At 69.4% G+C, this 20,174-nt stretch carries 18 protein-coding genes, 1 pseudogene and 1 riboswitch; of the genes and pseudogenes, 12 read left to right on the plus strand and 7 right to left on the minus strand.

All coding sequences use genetic code 11. The features are described from left to right. Positions 1-500 (plus strand): HNH endonuclease signature motif containing protein (locus ACFFQA_RS08600; RefSeq protein ID WP_377851158.1); only part of this gene is annotated, 500 nt, incomplete at its 5' end. Between the two features lie 289 nt (positions 501-789). Here ACFFQA_RS08600 and ACFFQA_RS08605 read toward each other — a convergent pair. Beyond that, the gene (locus tag ACFFQA_RS08605; protein WP_377851159.1) at positions 790-1,674 is read right to left on the minus strand and encodes a TIGR03564 family F420-dependent LLM class oxidoreductase; all 885 of its coding nucleotides are present in this window, start codon (positions 1,672-1,674) and stop codon (positions 790-792) included. Between the two features lie 72 nt (positions 1,675-1,746). Between ACFFQA_RS08605 and ACFFQA_RS08610 the strand changes: the two genes are divergently transcribed. Then, entirely contained in the window at positions 1,747-2,373 is a 627-nt protein-coding gene (locus ACFFQA_RS08610) for a TetR/AcrR family transcriptional regulator (RefSeq protein WP_377851160.1), read from the plus strand. On the opposite strand, the gene ACFFQA_RS08615 is transcribed toward ACFFQA_RS08610, so the two are convergent. Then, the gene (locus ACFFQA_RS08615; protein ID WP_377851161.1) at positions 2,366-3,565 is read right to left on the minus strand and encodes an FAD-dependent oxidoreductase; all 1,200 of its coding nucleotides are present in this window, start codon (positions 3,563-3,565) and stop codon (positions 2,366-2,368) included. The two genes, ACFFQA_RS08610 and ACFFQA_RS08615, sit on opposite strands and share 8 nt — an antisense overlap. Before the next feature lie 147 nt (positions 3,566-3,712). Then, the gene (locus ACFFQA_RS08620; protein WP_377851162.1) at positions 3,713-4,357 is read right to left on the minus strand and encodes a PadR family transcriptional regulator; all 645 of its coding nucleotides are present in this window, start codon (positions 4,355-4,357) and stop codon (positions 3,713-3,715) included. Positions 4,358-4,595: 238 nt separating this feature from the next. On the opposite strand from ACFFQA_RS08620, the gene ACFFQA_RS08625 reads away from it, so the two are divergent. The 7 genes from ACFFQA_RS08625 to ACFFQA_RS08655 all read left to right on the plus strand — a co-directional run bounded on the left by ACFFQA_RS08625 (position 4,596) and on the right by ACFFQA_RS08655 (position 14,200). Continuing rightward, positions 4,596-5,549 carry an ATP-binding cassette domain-containing protein gene (locus ACFFQA_RS08625; RefSeq protein WP_377851163.1) on the plus strand — a complete coding sequence of 318 codons (954 nt, stop codon included), beginning with the start codon at positions 4,596-4,598 and terminating at the stop codon, positions 5,547-5,549. Continuing rightward, positions 5,546-6,334 (plus strand): ABC transporter permease, encoded by a 789-nt coding sequence (locus ACFFQA_RS08630; RefSeq protein ID WP_377851164.1) that lies wholly within the window; start codon positions 5,546-5,548, stop codon positions 6,332-6,334. Before ACFFQA_RS08625 ends, ACFFQA_RS08630 begins: the two co-directional genes overlap by 4 nt. 112 nt (positions 6,335-6,446) lie before the next feature. Further along, positions 6,447-6,681, plus strand: a riboswitch (cobalamin riboswitch). Positions 6,682-7,019: 338 nt separating this feature from the next. Continuing rightward, positions 7,020-9,887 (plus strand): ribonucleoside-diphosphate reductase subunit alpha, encoded by a 2,868-nt coding sequence (locus tag ACFFQA_RS08635; protein WP_377851165.1) that lies wholly within the window; start codon positions 7,020-7,022, stop codon positions 9,885-9,887. Positions 9,888-9,909: 22 nt separating this feature from the next. Next, complete coding sequence (locus ACFFQA_RS08640) at positions 9,910-10,977, plus strand: ribonucleotide-diphosphate reductase subunit beta (protein ID WP_377851166.1); 1,068 nt, start codon at positions 9,910-9,912, stop codon at positions 10,975-10,977. Positions 10,978-11,567: 590 nt separating this feature from the next. Beyond that, positions 11,568-12,932, plus strand: coding sequence for an AAA family ATPase (locus tag ACFFQA_RS08645; protein WP_377851167.1), 1,365 nt, complete (start codon positions 11,568-11,570; stop codon positions 12,930-12,932). Further along, a complete protein-coding gene (locus ACFFQA_RS08650) occupies positions 12,929-13,654 on the plus strand; it encodes an HNH endonuclease (RefSeq protein WP_377851168.1) in 726 nt (241 codons plus the stop codon). The genes ACFFQA_RS08645 and ACFFQA_RS08650 overlap by 4 nt, the downstream gene beginning before the upstream one ends. A gap of 111 nt (positions 13,655-13,765) precedes the next feature. Then, positions 13,766-14,200 (plus strand): YciI family protein, encoded by a 435-nt coding sequence (locus tag ACFFQA_RS08655; RefSeq protein ID WP_377851169.1) that lies wholly within the window; start codon positions 13,766-13,768, stop codon positions 14,198-14,200. A 65-nt stretch (positions 14,201-14,265) separates the two neighbouring features. On the opposite strand, the gene ACFFQA_RS08660 is transcribed toward ACFFQA_RS08655, so the two are convergent. Next, entirely contained in the window at positions 14,266-14,658 is a 393-nt protein-coding gene (locus ACFFQA_RS08660) for a VOC family protein (protein WP_377851170.1), read from the minus strand. A 326-nt stretch (positions 14,659-14,984) separates the two neighbouring features. On the opposite strand from ACFFQA_RS08660, the pseudogene ACFFQA_RS08665 reads away from it, so the two are divergent. After that, positions 14,985-15,163: pseudogene (locus ACFFQA_RS08665) on the plus strand (IS5/IS1182 family transposase); the annotation flags it as partial. A gap of 142 nt (positions 15,164-15,305) precedes the next feature. Next, positions 15,306-16,430, plus strand: coding sequence for an HNH endonuclease signature motif containing protein (locus ACFFQA_RS08670; RefSeq protein WP_377851171.1), 1,125 nt, complete (start codon positions 15,306-15,308; stop codon positions 16,428-16,430). A 609-nt stretch (positions 16,431-17,039) separates the two neighbouring features. Here ACFFQA_RS08670 and ACFFQA_RS08675 read toward each other — a convergent pair. From ACFFQA_RS08675 to ACFFQA_RS08685, 3 genes are all read right to left on the minus strand, one after another. Continuing rightward, entirely contained in the window at positions 17,040-18,263 is a 1,224-nt protein-coding gene (locus tag ACFFQA_RS08675) for an APC family permease (RefSeq protein WP_377851172.1), read from the minus strand. 11 nt (positions 18,264-18,274) lie between these two features. Then, entirely contained in the window at positions 18,275-18,790 is a 516-nt protein-coding gene (locus ACFFQA_RS08680) for a DUF4232 domain-containing protein (protein ID WP_377851173.1), read from the minus strand. Positions 18,791-18,869: 79 nt separating this feature from the next. Further along, entirely contained in the window at positions 18,870-19,391 is a 522-nt protein-coding gene (locus ACFFQA_RS08685) for a CGNR zinc finger domain-containing protein (RefSeq protein WP_377851174.1), read from the minus strand. A gap of 116 nt (positions 19,392-19,507) precedes the next feature. On the opposite strand from ACFFQA_RS08685, the gene ACFFQA_RS08690 reads away from it, so the two are divergent. Next, positions 19,508-20,155 (plus strand): GNAT family N-acetyltransferase, encoded by a 648-nt coding sequence (locus ACFFQA_RS08690; RefSeq protein ID WP_377851175.1) that lies wholly within the window; start codon positions 19,508-19,510, stop codon positions 20,153-20,155. Positions 20,156-20,174: the final 19 nt, after the last annotated feature.

Genomic DNA, 20,174 nt, shown 5'->3' on the forward strand with positions numbered 1-20,174 from the left:
TCACCATCGACTACGCCGACCTCCGCGATGGCCTCTCCAGCGGCTGGGCGTCCTGGGGTGGGCCGATGACGGCGAAGACGATCCGGCGGATGGCCTGCGACGCCAAGATCATCCCGGTGGTGCTGGACACCATGGGTATTCCCTTGGATGTGGGCCAGGCCCAGCGCACCGTCACCGGCCCCTTGCGCACAGCGTTGGCGGTGCGGGACAAGGGGTGCGCGTTCCCGGGGTGCACGATGCCCGCGGCCTGGGCGGACGCCCATCACGTGATCCACTGGTCCGAAGGCGGCCCGACCGCCCTGTACAACACGGTGTTGTTGTGCCGACATCACCACACCGTGATCCACCAGGGTGACTGGGAGATCGAGTTCGACCACGGGTTGCCGGTGTTCATCCCACCCTCCTGGGTTGATCCACAACGACAACCCCGGCGCAACATCCGCACGGCGTGGCAGACGATGCTGCCGACCGGCGGTGGTCGGTACGAGAATCCGGGGTAGCGGGCTGGCGGGTCCCGGATCGCTCTCCCGCACGTGAGTGCCGTCGTCCTGGACGGGTGACCACGCCTGCCCACCGCCCGGTTCCCAGGTGGGTTGGCCTGCCGGGGCTGAGTTCAAAGATCGGTTTGCTTTGGAAGGTAAGGGGTTGCTGGTCGTACGGGAGGATGCTCAACGGCTTCGGACTGTGGGCGTAGGCAACGGTGGTTGGGGCAGGAACCCCGCCCGAACCCTTGCTCAGCGCGCTGGAAGGACGGGGCACAACCCAACGAAACCCCTCTACGAAACCCCTCTACAAGGCGGCCAAAACCGAAAGAGTACGAACCTGCTCCCCCACGCCTCCCATCGGAAAGGCGATGAGATCAGTAGCCCCAGCCTCAGCCAACCGACGAACCTGCGAAGCGACCGAGTCCTCGTCACCGACGATCGAGGCGGCACCGGGCGTCGGCGCACCTTCGCGGTCCAGGATCGCGCGATAGCTCGGCAGCGACCCGGCGATGCCGAGGTGCTCGTCGATGTGGGCCCGCCCGGCCGCCTCGTCGGCGGTGACCAGCACCGGTAGGCCGGCGACGATGCGCGGTGATCCGGTCGCCGTCCTCGTGATCTCCGGAACGACGTGGTCGGCGATGGCTCGCGGGCCCGCCCACATGGTCACCGTGCCGTCGGCCAGCTCGCCTGTCAGGCGGAGCATCGCCGGACCGAGTGCCGCGACGAGCAGCGTCGGCGGGAGGGCTCCCGGGACGTCGACCTTGGCCGAGGCGCTGAGGGTTTCTCCTTGGTATGACACGGTTTCACCCCGCAGGAGTGGGCCGAGGACAGTCAGGTACTCGCGCATGTGGCGGGCCGGGCGGTCGAAGGACCTACCGAGCGTGCCTTCGACCAGCGGGCGGTGGCTGAGGCCGACGCCGAGGGTGAGGCGGTTGCCGGTGACCGCTTGGACGCTCAACGCCTGGCTGGCCAGGGCCACCGGGTGTTGCGAGTAGGTCGGCACGATCGCTGTGCCCAGGCCGATGCCGGGCGCGTGGGGGCTCGCGGCGGCGAGCAGGGTGAGCGGGTCCCAGCCGTAATGGTGGCCCAACCAGGCCGCGTCGAAGCCCTGCTCCGCCGCCGCGCCGATCTGGTCGATCACCTCCTGGAGGGTCAGTCCGAGTTCGTTGAAGCCCACACCGATGCGCATCTCGCCGCCCTAAGTGGAAGGAATTCATCCGGTTGTTCGCCACGATAGGCTAAGCGGAAGGAAACCGTCCACATGCTTGATCGGAGAGCGATGCGAGCCGACGCGCGGCGCAACCGCGACCAGATCCTCGCCGCGGCGCACGCGCTCTTCGTCGCGCACGGCCTGAACACGCCGATGGAGGAGATCGCCAAAGCCGCCTCCGTCGGCGTCGGAACGCTCTACCGGCGGTTTCCCGACCGCGAGGCGTTGATCCACGCCGTTGCCGAGGACACAGTGCGACGGCTGCGCGACGCCGGGCGGGACGCGTGGGAGAACGCTCCGGACGGCTGGACCGCGTTCACCGGTTACGTGCGCCGCACCGCCGAGGCGCGGCTGTGCGTGCTCCAGTCCGCCGCCGATCCCCGGTTGCGGGAAGCCATCGACGGTGACCCGGAGCTGAGCGCGGCGCGGCTGGAGGTGATCGAGCTGTTCGACCGGATGGTCGAGCGCGCGCAGGCCGAGGGGTCGATGCGCGCCGATGTCGGCGCAGGTGACGTGAACCTGTTGCTGAGCATGCTGATCCGGGTGCCGCCGGAGGTGCCCGGCGACCTCGCCGAGGCCACCTCCGGCCGCTTCCTGGAGCTGATGCTGGACGGGCTGCGCGCCGCCAGCGACTCGCCCCTGCCCGGGCGAGCGCTGGCGACGGCGGACCTCATGTGAGCGCCGGAACCCTCGCGTCCCAGTCGATGCGGTAGTCGTACTGCCAGGCCAGCTGGTCGGGCTTGGTCATCAGCCGCATCATCGTCGGCATGACCAAGTCGCGCAGCACCCTGGCCACCGGTCCGGCGGCCTTGTTCCGGTTGGTGCGCGCCGCCGCCGCAGTGATCCGCTCGACGCGCTCGCGCCGCAGCCCCTCGTAGGCTTGAAACGCCGCGTCCACCGGAAGGTCCCGCAGGCAGCGGGCCAGGTGCACAGCTCCCTCGATGGCCTGCGACGCCCCCTGGCCGGAGCTGGGCGATGGCGCGTGCGCGGCATCGCCGATCAGGACCATGCGGCCTCGGTGCCAGCGCGGTGCCGGAGGCATGATCTCCAGGCTCCCAGTCATCACGAGCTCGTCGGGATCGACTCCGCGAAGGATCTCCACCGCGGGCACCCGGTCCCCCGCGAACACCTCGCGCAGCACCCGCAGCCATTCGCGCGCGCCAACAGCGGTGGTTTCCGCGCTCGTCATCCGCTCCTTGTGCGGCAGGTTGGCAAACCAGCCGACACGCCCGTTGTCCTCGACGGTGTAGCTGAAGAACGCCCGCTTCCCGAAGACCATGTGCATGGCTCCGTTGGTGGACGGCACCTTCGCGCTGGACCAGCCGCCGAAGCCCAGCAGGCCGGTGTGGCTCGGGGCCGGCGCGCTCGGATCGACCAGCGAACGCACGGTCGAGCGGATCCCGTCGGCTCCGACCAGGATGTCGGCCGTCGCCCGTGTTCCGTCCATAAAGGACGCCGTGACGCCGTCGCCGTCGTCCTGGGCCGAAGCGAGCCTCGCTCCGTACCTGATGCGCACTCCCCTGCGGGCCGCCTCGTCGCAGAGCACCCGGTACAGGTCGGAACGCCACATCGTGTACATGATCGGCGCTCCTGAGGGCTCCCCGAACTCGGCGAGGCGCTTGCCGGTCCAGCTGCGCATGAGCATGGACGAGACCGGGATCCCGATATCGCGCACCGCCTCGTCGATGCCGATGACGCCGAGCGCGTTCAGCCCGTTGGGCGCGAGGCCGAGCCCGCCACCGACGCCGTCAGCCGAGCTGGGGTGCGCCTCGCACACCGTGGCTTCGACACCGGCCTTCTGCAATGCCATCGCCGCGACCGGTCCGGCGATTCCGCCGCCGACGACCAGAGCCGTTCTTGCCGTGGACATGGTTCCTCCCCATGTGGGCGCGGGGAGGCCGACTATTCTTGCGGTTGCCACCTGGGGCCGGGTCCCCGCGCGGGATTTCGGTTCGAGGTCGAGGGCCCCGGCGGCGGTGTTCGCAGCACCCCGCCGGGGCCCGTTCTTCTTCGTGGGTCAGTCCGTGACGCTGCCCCTCTCCGCGAGCTCGGCCAGCTCTGGCGGCAGCTCACCGGTGGCGTGGAACGCCCGCCACTGGTCGATCCCGGCGAACGTCCCGGAGGACAGCTCGTCGAGCAGGGCGCGGACCCAGGTCAGCTCCGCGTCCAGCAGCGCCAGCTCGTACTCGTTCTCGATCAGGAACAGCCGAGGGAGCTCTTCGCTGTGCTGCTCGAACGCTTCACGCTTGTCGGTCGCCTCCCGCTCCACCAGGTCCAGCCGGTGTCGCAGCAGCCGCTGGACCTCGTCCGGGGACAGCGCCGCCATCACCGACAGCCCGGCCTGGAAACGAGTGCGCTCGCGCTCGGGCACGGAGATCAGCTCGCGCACCCAGTCCACGAGCTCGGCGGAGCCCGCGTCGGTGATCCGGTAGACCGTGCGCTCGGGCCGCCCACCCTGCCGGACGGTCTCCACCGCCTCGATCAGGCCGTGCTTCTCCATGTTCCGCACGACCGTGTAGAGCGAGCCCCACTTGATGCCCATGTCCGCGTCTTTGCCGCGTGCCCGGAGCATCGAGGCCATCTCGTAGGGGTGCATCGGCCGCTGCGTGACGACCGAGAGCACCGCGAGCGCCAGCAGGTTGCCGACCTTGCGCCGCGCCACCAGGACCACCTCCTTACTCGCAGACGAGTATACGCACACGAGTATCAAATCCGGCGAAAATTTTCCGAGCTGGGAAAACGCCATCGACGCCGGACGTCTTCGCAGGTCAGAGCGAACATGAACGCACTGTTCGCGTTTGACAGCCCCGGTCCCGCCGACTCAGGATGAATTCTCACTCAAACAAGCCCTCACCAGGGCTTTCTTGCCATGCCCTTACACAGCCAGCAAGGAGGGGTCGATGATCCATGCCCGAAAACTGACCCGGCGGTTCACGGCGAGACGGGAGACCGTGGACGCCGTCCGAGGCCTGGACCTGGACGTCGAGCGCGGTCAGCTCGTGGCGGTGCTCGGCCCGAACGGAGCCGGGAAGTCGACCAGCCTGCGCATGCTCACCACGCTGCTGCCACCCACGTCCGGCACGGCGACCGTCGCGGGCAGCGACATCCGCGCCGACCCTGCCGGGGTGCGGGCGCGGATCGGCTACGTCGGCCAACGCTCCAGCGCGGGCGAGACCTTCCGGGTCCACGACGAGCTGGTGACGCAGGGGCTCGCCTACGGGCTCAGCCGGGCCGCCGCGCGGCGACGGGCGGAGGAGATGCTCGACCTGCTCGACCTCCGCGCGATGGCGAAGCGCACGCCCGGCACGCTCTCCGGCGGCCAGCGGCGCAGGCTCGACATCGCGATCGGCCTGGTGCACCAGCCCGACCTGTTGTTCCTGGACGAGCCGTCGACCGGGCTCGACCCGCAGAACCGCGCCAACATCTGGGAGCACGTGCGGCGGCTGCGCGAGCAGTACGGCACGACGATCGTGCTCACCACGCACTACCTGGAGGAGGCCGACACCATGGCCGAGCGCGTGGTGATCATCGACAGCGGCCGGATCATCGCGGACGGAACCGCCGAGGCGCTCAAGAGCGATCTGGCCGGGGACAGCGTCACCGTCACCACCGCAAGCGAACCGGAGGCGCTGCTTGCCGCCGATGTCGGGGCCTGTTTCGGTGACACCACAAGGGAAACCACCACCGTCCGGGTCAAGGTCAAGCTCGCCGACACCGCGCTGCCGGAGTTCCTGCGCGCCCTCGCCGAGAAGGACGTGCGGGTGGTCACCGCGACGTCGGCCCGCCCCACGCTCGACGACGTGTTCCTGGCGCTGACCGGGCGCAGCCTGCGCGAGGAGGAGGCGGCCGCGTGACTACCACCGACGTACTTCCTCCCGCGGAGGCACTGTTGACCAAGTTCCTGCGGGACACCAGGACCGTGTTCCTCCGCGAGCTCATGCCGACTCTGCGCCAGCCGAGCGGGCTGATCTACACGATGGGGCAGCCGCTGCTGTTCCTGGTCCTGTTCGGCTCGATGCTGGCGGGCGACAACGGCGGCGGCTCGCCGTGGCAGTGGTTCGTGCCGGGAATCCTGATCATGATGTGCCTGTCCGGGCCGATGATGGCCGGGTACTCGCTGCTGACGGAGCTGCTCAGCGGCTCGTTCGAGCGCATGCTGGTGAGCCCGCTCAGCCGGACCGCGATGCTCGTCGGCCGCACGCTCAAGGAGTTCCTGGTGTTGCTGGCGCAGGCGGCGCTGATCATCGCCGTCGCGGTGCCGCTGGGTTTCGAGCTGCGCCCGCTCGGCGTGCTCGCCGGACTGGCACTCCTGATGGTCTTCGGTGCCGGCCTGGTCGCGTTGTCCTACGTGCTGGCGATCGCGTCGCGGCCCAGCGGCGAGCTGTTCTACGGCGTCACCCAGATGGTGATGTTCCCGGTGCTGCTGTTGTCCGGGGTGTTGCTGCCCGTCAGCTCCGGCCCGGACTGGCTCCGGGTGGTCGCCGGGCTGAACCCGGTGTCCTACCTGGTGGACGCCGAGCGGGCGTTGTTCGCCGGTGGCTTCGCCGAGCCCGCCGTCCTGCACGGCGCGCTCACCGCGGTCGCGGTCGGCGCGATCGGCCTGCTCCTGGGCACGCGGGCGATGCGGCGCGGGGTCTAGCGGCCCGGCGGAGGGACGCTCGGAAGGGGGTCGCGGGGAACGGTCGGTAGCCACGTGATAACCGGAACACGCCACCATCTAGCGCTCGCTTGCAAGATCGACCACTAGATGTAGTATTCCCCGCGTCGATGGTTCGCGGCCCCGAAACGGGTCGCGAGGCAACAGGGAACCCGGTGCGACTCCGGGACTGCCCCGCAGCGGTAAATGGGAACGACCGCCGTCACCGACCCGGGAACGGGGCGGTACAGCACTGGACGTGGACGTCCGGGAAGCGACGGCCAGTAGGTTCACCGGCCCGTCCGGTGTCGCCCACGAGTCCGAACACCTGCCGTCGACGGGCACGCCACCCGGCGTGCCCGGTCCGTGGCCTCGTGGGAGGGCCGAGCGGACGACCTGACGGCCCCTCGCGGCGCCCGGGTCGGCCCTCACCCCTGCGTGGCCGCCCAGGCCGTTTCCGCCAAGCGAGCGAGGAGAGCGCCGTGTTCGTCGCCCCGGCACGACCAGGCATACCCGGCGGCCACCGGCCGCCCGCCCTCGCGCGCCTCGGCTAGCCCGAGACAGGCCCCCGGCCAGCACCCCAGACCCCGGCAGGTCCACCACCCGACGTCGCTCGACGGGCGCTCGGTCGGTGCCCCCTGCCGTCGCACTCCCCCCTTCCGGCACCGGCGAGATCTGGAGCTCCTCCTTGACCGTGCACTCAGCGGACCCCGTCACACCGTCCTCGGACCCGTCAACCACCCCCGCCGCCGTCGCGGTGATCCGGCGCGACGGCACCTCCTCCCCCTTCGACGCCACCAAGATCTCGGTCGCGGTGACCAAGGCGTTCCTCGACGTCGAAGGCCGCGAGGCGGGCACGTCCACCCGCGTCCGCGAGCTCATCGCCGAGCTCACCCTGGACGTGGAGACCGCGCTGCTGCGGCACAGCGGCCCGGACCGCCCGCTGCACATCGAGCAGATCCAGGACCAGGTCGAGCTCGCCCTGATGCGCGGCGGTCACCACAAGGTCGCCCGCGCCTACGTGCTCTACCGCGAGGAGCACGCCAAGGCCCGGTCGCAGCAGCAGGTCACCGAGGAACCACCCGCCCCGGTGGTGCCCGCCTTCACCGTGCGGCACCCCGACGGCCGGGTCGAGCCGCTGGACACCGACCGGCTCGCGCTGGTGATCGACGAGGCGTGCGCCGGCCTGGAGGCGGTGTCCGCCAAGGCGGTCCTTGCCGAGACCCTGCGCAACCTCTACGACGGCATCACGCTGGCCGAGCTGACCATCGCGCCGGTGATGGCCGCGCGCACGATGGTCGAGACCGACCCGAACTACTCCTTCGTCAGCGCCAGGCTGTTGCAGGACAAGCTCCGCCGCGAGGCGCTGGAGTTCCTGTACTCCGGTGAGCAGCAGGCCAGCCACGGCGAGATGAGCGAGCGCTACCCGGCGTACTTCGCCGAGTTCGTGCGCAGGGGCATCGAGCTGGGCCAGCTGGAGCCGGACCTGGCGAACTTCGACCTGGAGCGGCTGGGCGCGGCGCTGGTGCCGGACCGCGACCTGCAGTTCCAGTTCCTCGGCATGCAGACGCTCTACGACCGCTACCTGCTGCACAGCGACCAGCACCGCTACGAGCTGCCGCAGGCGTTCTTCATGCGCGTGGCCATGGGCCTGTCGCTGCTGGAGGCCGACCGCGACGCGCGGGCGATCGAGTTCTACAACCTGATCTCCTCCTTCGACTTCATGTGCTCGACGCCGACGCTGTTCAACGCGGGCACCACCCGGCCGCAGCTGTCCTCGTGCTTCCTCACCACGGTCGGCGACGACCTGGAGGGGATCTTCCACGGCATCAGCAACAACGCGCTGCTGTCGAAGTACGCGGGCGGTCTCGGCAACGACTGGACCCCGGTACGCGGCATCGGCGCGCACATCAAGGGCACCAACGGCCAGTCCCAGGGCGTCGTGCCGTTCCTCAAGATCGCCAACGACACTGCGGTCGCGGTCAACCAGGGCGGCAAGCGCAAGGGCGCGGTCTGCGCGTACCTGGAGACCTGGCACATCGACGTCGAGGAGTTCCTCGACCTGCGCAAGAACACCGGCGACGACCGCCGCCGCACCCACGACATGAACACCGCGAACTGGGTGCCGGACGAGTTCATGCGCCGCGTGCGCGCCGACGGCGACTGGACGCTGTTCTCCCCCGACGAGGTGCCGGACCTGCACGACGCCTACGGCCCGGAGTTCACCGAGCGCTACCGCGCCTACGAGCTGGCCGCCGAGCGCGGCGAGATCCGGGTGTTCCGCAAGCTGAAGGCGAAGGACCTCTGGCGGCGGATGCTGACCATGCTCTTCGAGACCGGTCACCCGTGGATCACCTTCAAGGACCCGTGCAACCTGCGCTCCCCGCAGCAGCACTCCGGCGTGGTGCACTCCTCCAACCTGTGCACCGAGATCACGCTGAACACCACGGTGGACGAGGTCGCGGTGTGCAACCTCGGCTCGGTCAACCTGGCGCAGCACGTCACCGCCGACGGCATCGACCACGAGCGGCTGGAGCGCACCGTGCGCACCGCGGTTCGCATGCTGGACAACGTGATCGACGTGAACTTCTACACGATCCCCGAGGCGAAGCGCTCCAACATGCGCCACCGCCCGGTCGGCCTGGGCCTGATGGGCTTCCAGGACGCGCTGTTCACGCTGCGGGTGCCGATGGCGTCCGACGCGGCCGTGGAGTTCGCCGACCGCAGCATGGAGGAGATCAGCTACTACGCGATCTCCGCCTCCGCCGAGCTGGCCGCCGAGCGGGGCAGGTACGAGACCTTCGAGGGTTCCCTGTGGAGCAAGGGAATCCTGCCGATCGACTCGGTGGAGCTGCTGGCCGGGGCGCGCGGCACCGACCTCGACCTGGACCGTTCGTCCACTTTGGACTGGGAAACGCTGCGGGCCCGCGTCGTCGAGGTCGGCATGCGCAACTCCAACGTCATGGCGATCGCGCCGACGGCCACCATCGCCAACATCACCGGCGTCGGACAGTCCATCGAGCCGCTGTACCGCAACCTCTACGTGAAGTCGAACATGTCCGGCGACTTCACCGTGGTCAACCCGTCCCTGGTGCGCGAGCTCAAGGAGCTCGGCCTGTGGGACGAGGTGATGATCGGCGACCTGAAGTACTTCGACGGCAGCCTCGGCGCCATCGACCGCATCCCGGCCGAGGTGAAGGCGTTGTACGCCACCGCGTTCGAGATGGACAGCCGCTGGCTGATCGACGCGGCGGCCCGCCGTCAGAAGTGGATCGACCAGGCGCAGTCGCTGAACCTCTACATCGCCGCGCCCAGCGGCCGCAAGCTGGACGAGCTCTACCAGCACGCGTGGGTCCGCGGCCTGAAGACCACCTACTACCTGCGTTCGCAGAGCGCGACCCACGTGGAGAAGAGCACCCTGCGCGGCACCGACGGCAAGCTCAACGCCGTCTCGCCGGTGGTGCCCGCGCCGTCCCCGTCCCCCGCGCCGGTCCCGGCGACCGAGGTGGGCATGGCGTGCTCCATCGAGGACCCCGACTGCGAAGCCTGCCAGTAACCAGCTCAGAAGGACTCACACCGTGACGAACACCGAAATCACCAGCGGTCTCGGCGAGATCGACCGCTCCGGCGGGCGGGTCAGCGTCGACGAGAAGCGGATGATCAACTGCCGCGCCGACGTGAACCAGCTGCTGCCGCTGAAGTACCACTGGGCGTGGGAGAAGTACCTGGCGGGCTGCAACAACCACTGGATGCCGACCGAGGTGTCCATGCAGGCCGACATCGCGCTGTGGAAGTCACCGAACGGCCTCACCGAGGACGAGCGCCGCGCCGTCAAGCGCAACCTCGGCTTCTTCGCCGCGTCGGAGTCCCTGGTGGCCAACAACATCGTGCTGGCGGTCTACCGCAACCTGACCAACCCGGAGTGCCGCCAGTACCTGCTGCGCCAGGCCTTCGAGGAGGCGGTGCACACGCACACGTTCCAGTACATCGTGGAGAGCCTCGGCCTCGACGAGGGCGAGCTGTTCAACATGTACCGCGAGGTCCCGTCGATCACCGACAAGGCCGCGTGGGCGCTGGCCTACACCCAGCACCTGGAGGACCCGGACTTCCGCACCGGAACGCCCGAGACCGACCAGGCGTTCCTGCGCGACCTCATCGCCTTCTACGTGGTCTTCGAGGGCATGTGGTTCTACACCGGCTTCGCCCAGATCCTCTCGCTCGGGCGGCGCAACAAGATGGTGGGCATCGCCGAGCAGTACCAGTACATCCTGCGCGATGAGTCGATCCACCTGAACTTCGGCATCGACGCGATCAACCAGATCAAGATCGAGAACCCGCACCTGTGGAGCCCGGAGTTCCAGGCCGAGGTCCGCACGATGCTGGCCGAGGCTTGCGAGCTGGAGGTGGCCTACGGCCGCGACACCATGCCGCGCGGCCTGCTCGGCCTCAACGCCGACCTGTGCGAGCAGTACATGCACTTCATCACCAACCGCCGCTGCGCCCAGATCGGCCTGGCGCCGGTGTTCGCGGAGACGGAGAACCCGTTCCCGTGGATGTCGGAGATGATGGACCTGAAGAAGGAGAAGAACTTCTTCGAGACCCGGGTCATCGAGTACCAGTCCGGTGGCGCCCTCGACTGGGACTAGCACTTCCCTCACGCGCCCCGGTCGGCTCCGACCCCTCCCACGGAGCCGACCGGGGCGCGCGGCGTTCCGGACGCGAGAGTGCGTGAGAGGAGGCGTGGTGCGGGCTGCGGCGGCGGAAGTGCCGCACTTCTCAGAGGATCCGACGATCACCCGGTTCGTGCCGCATGCGGCCGCGACCGCTCGACAGCCCGAGGCAGACGACGGACGCCGACCGGGCGCATGTGCTCGGACCCGGTGGTGGGCAACGGGTGCACGCCACCGAGTACCCCGAGGTGCCTCGCCGACCCCGTGCCGCGCCGCGGTGTGCGCGTGGACTGGCTGGCGCGGTCGGGGTTTTCGCGTTTTGTCACCTTAACGCGCAAAAAAGCGCTCTCATTTCGCGTTAAGGCTCCAAAACGCGAAACGAGGGGCGGGGGTGGCCTCCGGGTGAGGGCGCCAGGGGGGCGAGGCGGCGGCACGTGCCGGGCACAGCCTGGCCTCGACCGCACTCGCGTGGTTGCACATCGGTTTCGTCCGGCGTTGTGGATCTCCCCGTGGCACCGCTCGGAGATACAGTCGGGGTTCGTGCAGGGTCGAGCGTTGGGGACCGGATGTACATCTCGCGGGTCAGGCTCAGCAACATCCGGGGGTTCCACGACTCCCGGGAGGTCGACCTGGAGCTGACGCGGCCCGACGGGACGCACGCGGGCTGGACCGTGATCGCCGGGCGCAACGGCTCCGGCAAGACGTCGCTGTTGCGGGCGATCGCCCTCGCCGTGAGCGGGCCCGCCGTGGTGCGCAACCTGGTGCCCGACTTCGAGAACTGGATCACCTCGGGGCGCGAGACCGCCACCGCCAGGGTGCAGCTGGCGTTCGACCCCGACGTGGACCGGCTGGCCGGACGCGGGCCGTCACCGAAGAACGAGTTCTGGGTGGGACTCGCCTGGACCCCACCGGACGAGAGCGCGCAGGTCTTCCGCGCCAGCGTCCAGCCGTCGCTGCACGAGGCGATCCCCGAACGGCAGCGGGCCATGCCGCGCCGGGGACCGTGGCAGGACAACCCCACCGGCTGGTTCTGCGCGGCGTACGGACCGTTCCGCAGGCTCGCGGGCGGCGCCAGCGACGCGCAGCGGCTGATGCTCAGCCCCGGACCGGTCGCCCGGCTGGCGAGCCTGTTCCACGAGGACGCCTCGCTCGCCGAGGGCGTGAGCTGGCTGATCGAGCAGCACCTGCGGTCGCTGGAGCGGCGGCCGGGGGCGCGGGAGCTGAAGCAGACCGCGCTACGGGTGCTGGCCGACGGGTTGCTGCCGGACTCCTACCGGATAGAGGGCGTCGACTCCGACGGGCTGTGGGTCGTGCGGGGCGGGCACCGGTTCCCGTTGCGGGAGATGAGCGACGGCTACCGCACGGTCGCGGCGCTGGTGGTCGATCTGCTCAAGCAGATCCACGAGGCGTTCGGCAGCCTGCCCGTGCGGCTGGACGGGCCGACCCCGGTGATCACGGTGCCCGGCGTGGTGATCATCGACGAGGTGGACGCGCACCTGCACGTGTCCTGGCAGAAGCGGATCGGCGGCTGGCTCAAGGAGCACTTCCCCAACATCCAGTTCATCGTCACGACGCACAGCCCCTACGTGTGCCAGGCGGCCGACGAGGGCGGGCTGGTCAAGCTGCCCGGCCCGGACAGCGACGAGCCGCCGCTCGTGGTCGACCAGGACCTCTACGAGCGGATCGTGTTCGGCAGCGGTGACGACGCCGTGCTCTCGGAGCTGTTCGGCCTGGACACCCCGTACTCCGAGCGCGCGCAGCAGCTGCGGCGGGAGCTCGTGGAGCTGGAGGTCGGGGTGATCGCCGGGGAGATCAGCGAGGCGGCGAAGTACCGCTACCAGCAGCTGAAGGACCTGCTGACCAGCTCGCCGGTGGCCAGGGTCGACGAGGTCGCCGCGCGGTTCGGGGAGCCCGGCTGGTCCCGGGAATGATCCGCATCGCCCGCACCCCGCTGCCCGTGGAGGTCGCCGGGCGACTGGCCGCGCTGACCGAACGGCTCTCCGCCGTGCCGCGTGGCACCAGGTCCGCGCACGCCCGCAGGTTGTGGCGCACCAACCCGGACCGCCGCACGCTGCGCACCACCCTGGCGGAGATGGCACCCGGGCGGCAGCACTGCATGTACTGCGGCGACAACCAGGGCACCGACATCGACCACCACGAGCCACTGTCGCGCAACCCGTTGCGGACCTTCGACTGGCTGAACCACCTCCTGGCATGCTCGACCTGCAACAGCCACGAGAAGCGCGACCGATTCCCGGTGGACTCCGCGGGCGCGCCGCTGCTGATCGACCCGACGGTGGAGGACCCGTTCGAGCACCTGTTGCTGACGCTCTCGCTCGGCGCTTACCACCCGCTCACCGCAAAGGGGCGGGCGACGATCGAGGTGTGCGGACTCAACCGTCCACTGCTGACACGCGGGCGGGTTCAGGCGCAGCGGGTGGTGATCCTGTGCTTGCGCGAGTGGAGCCGGGCGCGCGATGCGGCGACGCGGGCGCGCGCGGTGCTGACCGTGCGGGAGCAGCCGTTCGCCGATGTGTGCCAGTCCATGCTGCGGCAGGCCGCGCTCCCGACGGCGGAGCTGGTCTTCTCCGACTCCCCCGGAGTGGTCGAGCTGTTGCGCACACCGGAGCTGCGGTCGGCGCTGCTGTCCTGATCAGCGGAAACGAGAAGTCGGAGAAATTCCGCCGGTTGTGTCGATCCGCCGGTGAGCCGTTCGACGCTCAGGTAGAAAGCACGGACACCCCCACACGGACGGAGACAGACGATGCGGTTCATGGTGCTGGTCAAGGCGACCAAGGACTCCGAGGCCGGCGTGATGCCGAGCGCGGACGAGCTCAACGCCATGGGCAAGTTCAACGCGGAGCTGGTCGAGGCGGGCGTCCTGCTCGCGGGCGACGGCCTGCACCCCAGCTCCAAGGGCGCCAGGGTGCGCTTCGACGGTGACAAGCGGACCGTGGTCGACGGCCCGTTCGCCGAGACCAAGGAGCTCATCGCCGGGTTCTGGATCATCGACGTGAAGTCGCTGGACGAAGCGATCGCGTGGGTGAAGCGGGTCCCCTTCGACGGCTCCCCGGAGTCGGAGATCGAGATCCGCCAGGTGTTCGAGGCGGCCGACTTCGCCCCGGAGATGACGCCGGAGATGCAGGCGGCCGAGAACCGCCTGCGGGAGAAGGCCGCCGAGCAACAGAAGGACAAGTAGGACGGAGGGCCTGGCACGGTTGCCGTGCCAGGCCCGCAGCGTTCCCCAGGACGGGCAGACCGGCTCTAGGCGTTGGGGCAGAACAGGTCCGCGGTATTGCCGTCCGGGTCCTCCACGACCGCGTAGCGCTGCCCCCAGAACGCGTCCCAGGGCTCGCAGTGACCGTGGTAGCCCAGCCCGACGAGCTTGGCGTAGACGGCGTCGACCTCGTCAGGGCTGGCGCACTTGAACGCCAGTGACATCCGCGGCGAGCCGCTCGGCTCCTGCCAGTCCGGCGTGAACGAGCGGACGGTCTCCACCGTGTCCCACGCGAGCCTCAGCCCGCCGGGCAGGGTCGTCTCCACGTGCGGCTGGTCGTCGGCCTCCGCCGGGATGTCGAGCCCGAGGTGGCGGTAGAACGCCAGCGACGCTGCCATGTCGGTGACGACCATGCCGACGAGGTCGAGGTGCACGTCCATGAATCTCCTCTTGGTCAGTTCCAGTACGCCGGCAACCCGCCGGAGCCAGTTCCCGGACCGTTCACGGCACGAAACGTAGTTGCGTCGGCAATTGACGTCTTGAAGGAAACGGACATCCAGCCAGACGGGCGGCTCCGATCGGGTGATCATGCCGAGGGCCTTCGCTCCCGCCTTCGGCGCACCGGACGTCCAGCGCGTTTCCGATGGCAGAGCGAGGTCGCGACCGGCAATGACGTGTCCAGTTCCATTCCGGCGACAGATGCGGCATCCCGCTTGGATCTCGGCGCGGTCCTCGAACGTGCCCTTCGGGCATGGATGAGCTGTGGGCGGTGGTCACCGCGATCGTGTTCGTGGTGACCAGTGAGTGCCCGCCGTCGCTCGGGGTCGCGGTGCCGGGTGACCTTGGCTCCCAGGGGTTGATCGACTGGTCCCGGCCGGTGCTGGAGGCGGCGTCGCCGCGGGCGGCAAGGGGGATCGCCGTTCCGATCCGAACCCGACCGACCGGCGTTGCTGTTCGGGATGTCCACGGCCACCTCGCATCCGCCCGGTTTCGGCGATGTTTTCCCGTTCGCCGACAGCGAAAGAATAGATTCCTATTTCATCCCATAGAGCCATGATCACCATTTTTCGGCACGTAGAATAGAAATATGACCCCGGATGAGACCCTCGATGCAATCGAGGACGCCTACCGCGCGGTGAATCACGCGCACGCGGTCCTGGCGCGCCATCTCGCCGATTTGGTGGTCAGCACGGATTTCGCGGAGTACCCCTACCTTGGGGATGAGGTCGGGGCGTTGCTCTCGATTTCCTCGCGCAAGGCGAGCACGCTGATCAACCACGCCGAGAACCTCGCCTCCCGCCCGGCCGTCCTCGCCGCCCTGGAGGAGGGCCGGATCGACCAAGGCAAGGCCCTGCTGATCGTGGACCAGCTGGAGCCGCTCACGGCTGTGCAGGCGGAGATCATGGAAGCAGTACTGATCGAGTACGCCCGCACCCACCACTACAGCCGCATCCGCCAGCACGCCCAACGGTTGATCGCCAAGCTCGACCCCGCAGCAGCCGCTCGGCGACACGAGGAGAAGAAGCGCACCCGCCGGGTGGAGAAGCTCAACCTCGACGACGCGATGTGCGCGTTGCGGTTCCAGTTCACCGCCCTCCAAGGAGCGTTGGTCTGGGACCGGATCGACCGCATCGCCCGAGGCCTGGACGATGAGCGCACCATGGACCAGCGCCGGGCGGATGTCGCGTTCGACCTGTTGATGGGTAAGGAGACCGGTGCACCCCAGGGTGAGGTGAAGGTCCTGGTCACCCTCCCGGCGACGACGTTGATGGGGATGGACCAGGAACCCGGGATGCTCGCCGGGTACGGGCCGATTCCCGCAGACGTGGCGAGGGACATCGCCGCCGGGGGTACGTGGAAGCGGATCCTCACCGACCCGGTGACCGGGGTCGCGGTGGATGTGGGGCGGACGAACTACCGGCCCTCGGCAGCCCTGGCCGACCTGGTCCGGGCCAGGGATGTCACGTGTGTGGCGATCGGCTGTCGCCAACCGGCGCACCGCTGCGATCTGGATCATTGCGAACCCTTCGACGGCACGAACACCGTGGCGGATGATCTTGGCGCGAAATGCCGCCGACATCATGTGATGAAGCATCACAGTCGGTGGAAACGAACTCAGCTCCCGGGTGGTATCCATATTTGGACGACGCCGATGGGACGCACCTATGTTCGTGAGCCTGAGCCGATAGCTGATCCTGCTCCCCCGTTTTAAACTCGGCCCCGGCTAGCCCGCCACCGCTAGAGGTGAGCGGGTTAGCGGTGGTGGGTGGTCAAGGAAATGCGCGCCGGAGTCCGGGAGAATTATCCGAGGGCAACCCGACGAAGTCGGGGCGGCAGCCCGGCCCTCAACGCAACCACAGCCTCAACGCCGCCAATGACCCCGACACCACGACCGCACATGCTGTGGGCGTTGGTGGAGGCGCTGAGTCCTCCCCCAGGCTGGTGGTCGGTGACCGAGCCCCGTGCCGTGGTCACCGCGATCGTGTTCGTGGTGACCAGTGAGTGCCCGCCGTCGCTCGGGGTCGCGCACCGTTCACCACCTGGATCTGGCCGGGGTGCAGGAGAAGCCACACCGCGCGGTGCCGGATGACCTCGACCCCAAGAGCTGATCGACTCGTCGCGGGCGGCAGGAGGATCGGGGTCTCCGCGGCCAACACCAACGACCACCTCGCACCGGAAACCACGACCACGTCACCGCGGGCCTGGGCCTTGCCCTCGTAGCGACGGGTCCCGCAGCCACCGGCGGTCCTCACTCCAGCCCGCGACGAGCTGGGCACCCACAGCGGGACCTGAGCGGAGCACGTGATCGCAACGTAGCGGGTCAGTCGGACGGTCTGGCACCAGACCGCACCCCGTACAGCACCGCCCCCAGCGCCACGACCGCCGCGCCGCTCAGGACCGAGGCCGTTGGCAGGGTGAACGCCAGCAGGACGCATCCGGCGAACCCGACTCCGGGCACGAGCCACCGGCGGCGGTCCAGGGTCCACGCCGACGCGTTGGCGACCGCGTAGTAGAGCAACACTCCGAACGACGAGAACCCGATTACTGCGCGCAGATCGGCTGTCGCAGCGGCCACTGCGACCACAACACCCACCGCGAGCTCGGCTCGGTGCGGCACGGCGAACCGCGGATGGACCGCCGCGAGGGCCACGGGCAGGTGCCGGTCACGCGCCATGGCGAGCACCGTCCGCGAGACACCGAGGATCAACGCCAACAACGCGCCCAGTGCGGCGATGGCGGCTCCCACGGTCACCAGCGGGGCCAGGCCCGGCGCACCAGCGGCTCGGACGGCGTCGGCGAGCGGCGCCGTTGACGCCGCCAGCCTGTCGGGGCCGAGCACGGACAACACCGTCACGGCCACTGCGGTGTAGACGATCAGAGTGATCACCAGGGCTACCGAGATCGCCCGCGGGATGGTGCGGGCGGGATCACGCACCTCCTCGCCCAGAGTGGCGACACGGGCGTACCCGGCGAAGGCGAAGAACAGCAGTCCGGCCGCTTGCGGCACTCCGGCCACGCCTGTCGGGACCAGGTGTTCAAGATCAACGGTGCCGCCGCTCAGTCCCATCGCGACCACCACGGCCAGCACCACGAGCACGATCGCCACGATCACCCGGGTCAACAGGGCCGTCTTCCGCACACCGGTGTAGTTCAGGGCGGTCAGTGCCACCACCGCCGCCACTGCGACGACATGTGCTTGACCGGGCCAGACGTAGAGACCCACCGTCAACGCCATGGCGGCGCACGACGCGGTCTTGCCCACGACGAACGACCACCCGGCGAGGTAGCCCCAGAACGGGCCGAGCCGTTCACGGCCGTAGACGTACGTGCCGCCCGAAGTCGGGTAGCGCACGGCCAGTCGCGCCGAGGACGTCGCGTTGCAGTAGGCCACAACCGCTGCCAGGGCCAGGCCGAGGAGCAGGCTCGACCCCGCGGCTGTCGCAGCGGGTGCGAAGACGACGAAGACCCCCGCGCCGATCATCGCCCCAAGGCCGACCACCACGGTGTCGGTGAGGCCGAGCCGCCGGTCCAGTGAGTCGCTCATCGGTCCCTCCGTCAGGAGCTCATGCGGCGCGGCATCCAGGCGGTCACATTGGCCTGGCTGGTGTTCCCCATGTCGAGCTTGGTCTTCGGGTCCGCCTTCTGCGCGGGAAGCCCCTCAAGCGGAGCGACCTCCAGAGTGGTCGCGGTCAGCGGCACGCGGTCGATGTCGGTGACGGTGTTGCGCCAAGAGAAGTGCGCCTCCAGGCTCTCCCCCGGCTTGATCGTCAGCGGTTTCGGGCCCGGGTCGGCGGTCGCGCTGTGCCCGACGGTGATGTCGAGCAAGTTGTGGTCGGCGTCGAAGAGCTTCACGACCGGATACCCGTTGACCTCGTACGGTTTGGTGCCGCAGTTGGTCATCTCCAGGCCGAGCTGCCGAAAGCCGAGCGCGGCGTCCACGATGCCCGGCTTGATCGCGAGGCAGGGCTCGGGCACCGGTGCTGGCGGCGGTGGCGGCTCGGGCGTCGCGGCACAGGCGGTCAGCAAGACGGCCGTGGCGATGAGCTTCGTTGCGAGGAGACGAGTGGTCACGGCGTGGACCTTCCCACGACGCAACCGCCGCAACCCGCGTCTGACCGATCATTCCGCAAGGTCTTCACGAAATGGACACTCACGGGCGTTCCTCCCGTTGGCGTGCGCCGCGCTTGCGGTAGGCAGCCGCCTTGACGCGGTTCTGGCACGCAACACCGCAGAACCGCTTGCTCCGCGCCTGGCTGGCGTCGATGAAGACGCGGTCGCAGCGCGGCGCGGCGCACAACCCCAGCCGCTGCGCGGAGTCGTCGCCGAGGACGGCCGCGAAGGACACCGCGAGACCGGCGGTCCACCGCTGGACGAAGTCGGCGTCCGGCGGGTCGAAGGTCAGGTGCCAGGGCTCGTCGCCGTCGCGGTGCAGCCGCGGTCGCGCGTGGCTGGCCACCAGCAGGCGGTTGAGCGTGCGCGCGGCGCTGTCGTGGTCGTCGCCGACGAGCGCTTCGATGACCGCGCGCAGGTCGCTAGCGAGGCCCGCGAGTTGCCCGACCTCGTGCGGTTCGAGGAACGCGGGCTCACCACCGGCGTTGTCCCCGGTCAGCGCGTTGACCAAGGAGACGGCGGTCTCCAGTCGGAGTGCGTGGTGGCTGTTGCCGATGTCCAAACCCCGATCCTCCCGTCACTGCCTCATGTTCCTTGACCAGTGACGCGCGCGCGGGCTAGCGTCACCGCATCAGCCTATCCAGGCAGTGACGGAAAGGGGAAGTCATGGATCTCGGCGTGACCGAGCTGATCACGGAGTGGCTCCGTGGCTGGACGGCCGTCCGCGGCCTCACCGACGTCCGGCCGACTCTGGCCGCCGCGATCGCCGTGCGGGTCGGCCGCGGGGGCCGGACGGTCGAGTACGTCGTGACCACACCCGGTCTCGACCCGGAATGGCTGCGCGCCGCGATCCTCGCCGACGGCGGCTCCCCGATGCGGGACTGGGTGACGATCCCGCTCACCGATGACCAGCCCGCTGAGCCACCACCCGGCTTCGACTGGGCACGGCCGGACGTCGAGTGGCTGATGCGCTACGACCCGGCGGACTCGGAGGCCCCGACCGGAGTGGACGGCTACGCGTTCGCGGCGGAGACCCTGCCCTCCGGCGCGGTCCGAGTGGCGTGCACGTCCACAAAGGACGGTTCGGAGGCCGGCGCGGCCTCACTGGTCGTGCTGGACGGCTTCGGCGTGATCGACGCCGTCGAGGTCGCCGAGCAGCACCGGCGCAAGGGGCTCGCTTCCCAGCTGATGCGGCAGCTGCACCTCATCGCGGTGGAACAGAAAGCCGAGCGACTGGTGCTCGTGGCCAGCCCCGAGGGCAAGGCGCTGTACGAGTCGCTCGGCTGGCAGGTCGCCTGCCGCGCGGTGATCACGACGGTCGTGTGAGGCCGGACGCCCCACACGA

Source organism: Allokutzneria oryzae (genome assembly GCF_042429765.1).
GTDB lineage: Bacteria > Actinomycetota > Actinomycetes > Mycobacteriales > Pseudonocardiaceae > Allokutzneria > Allokutzneria oryzae.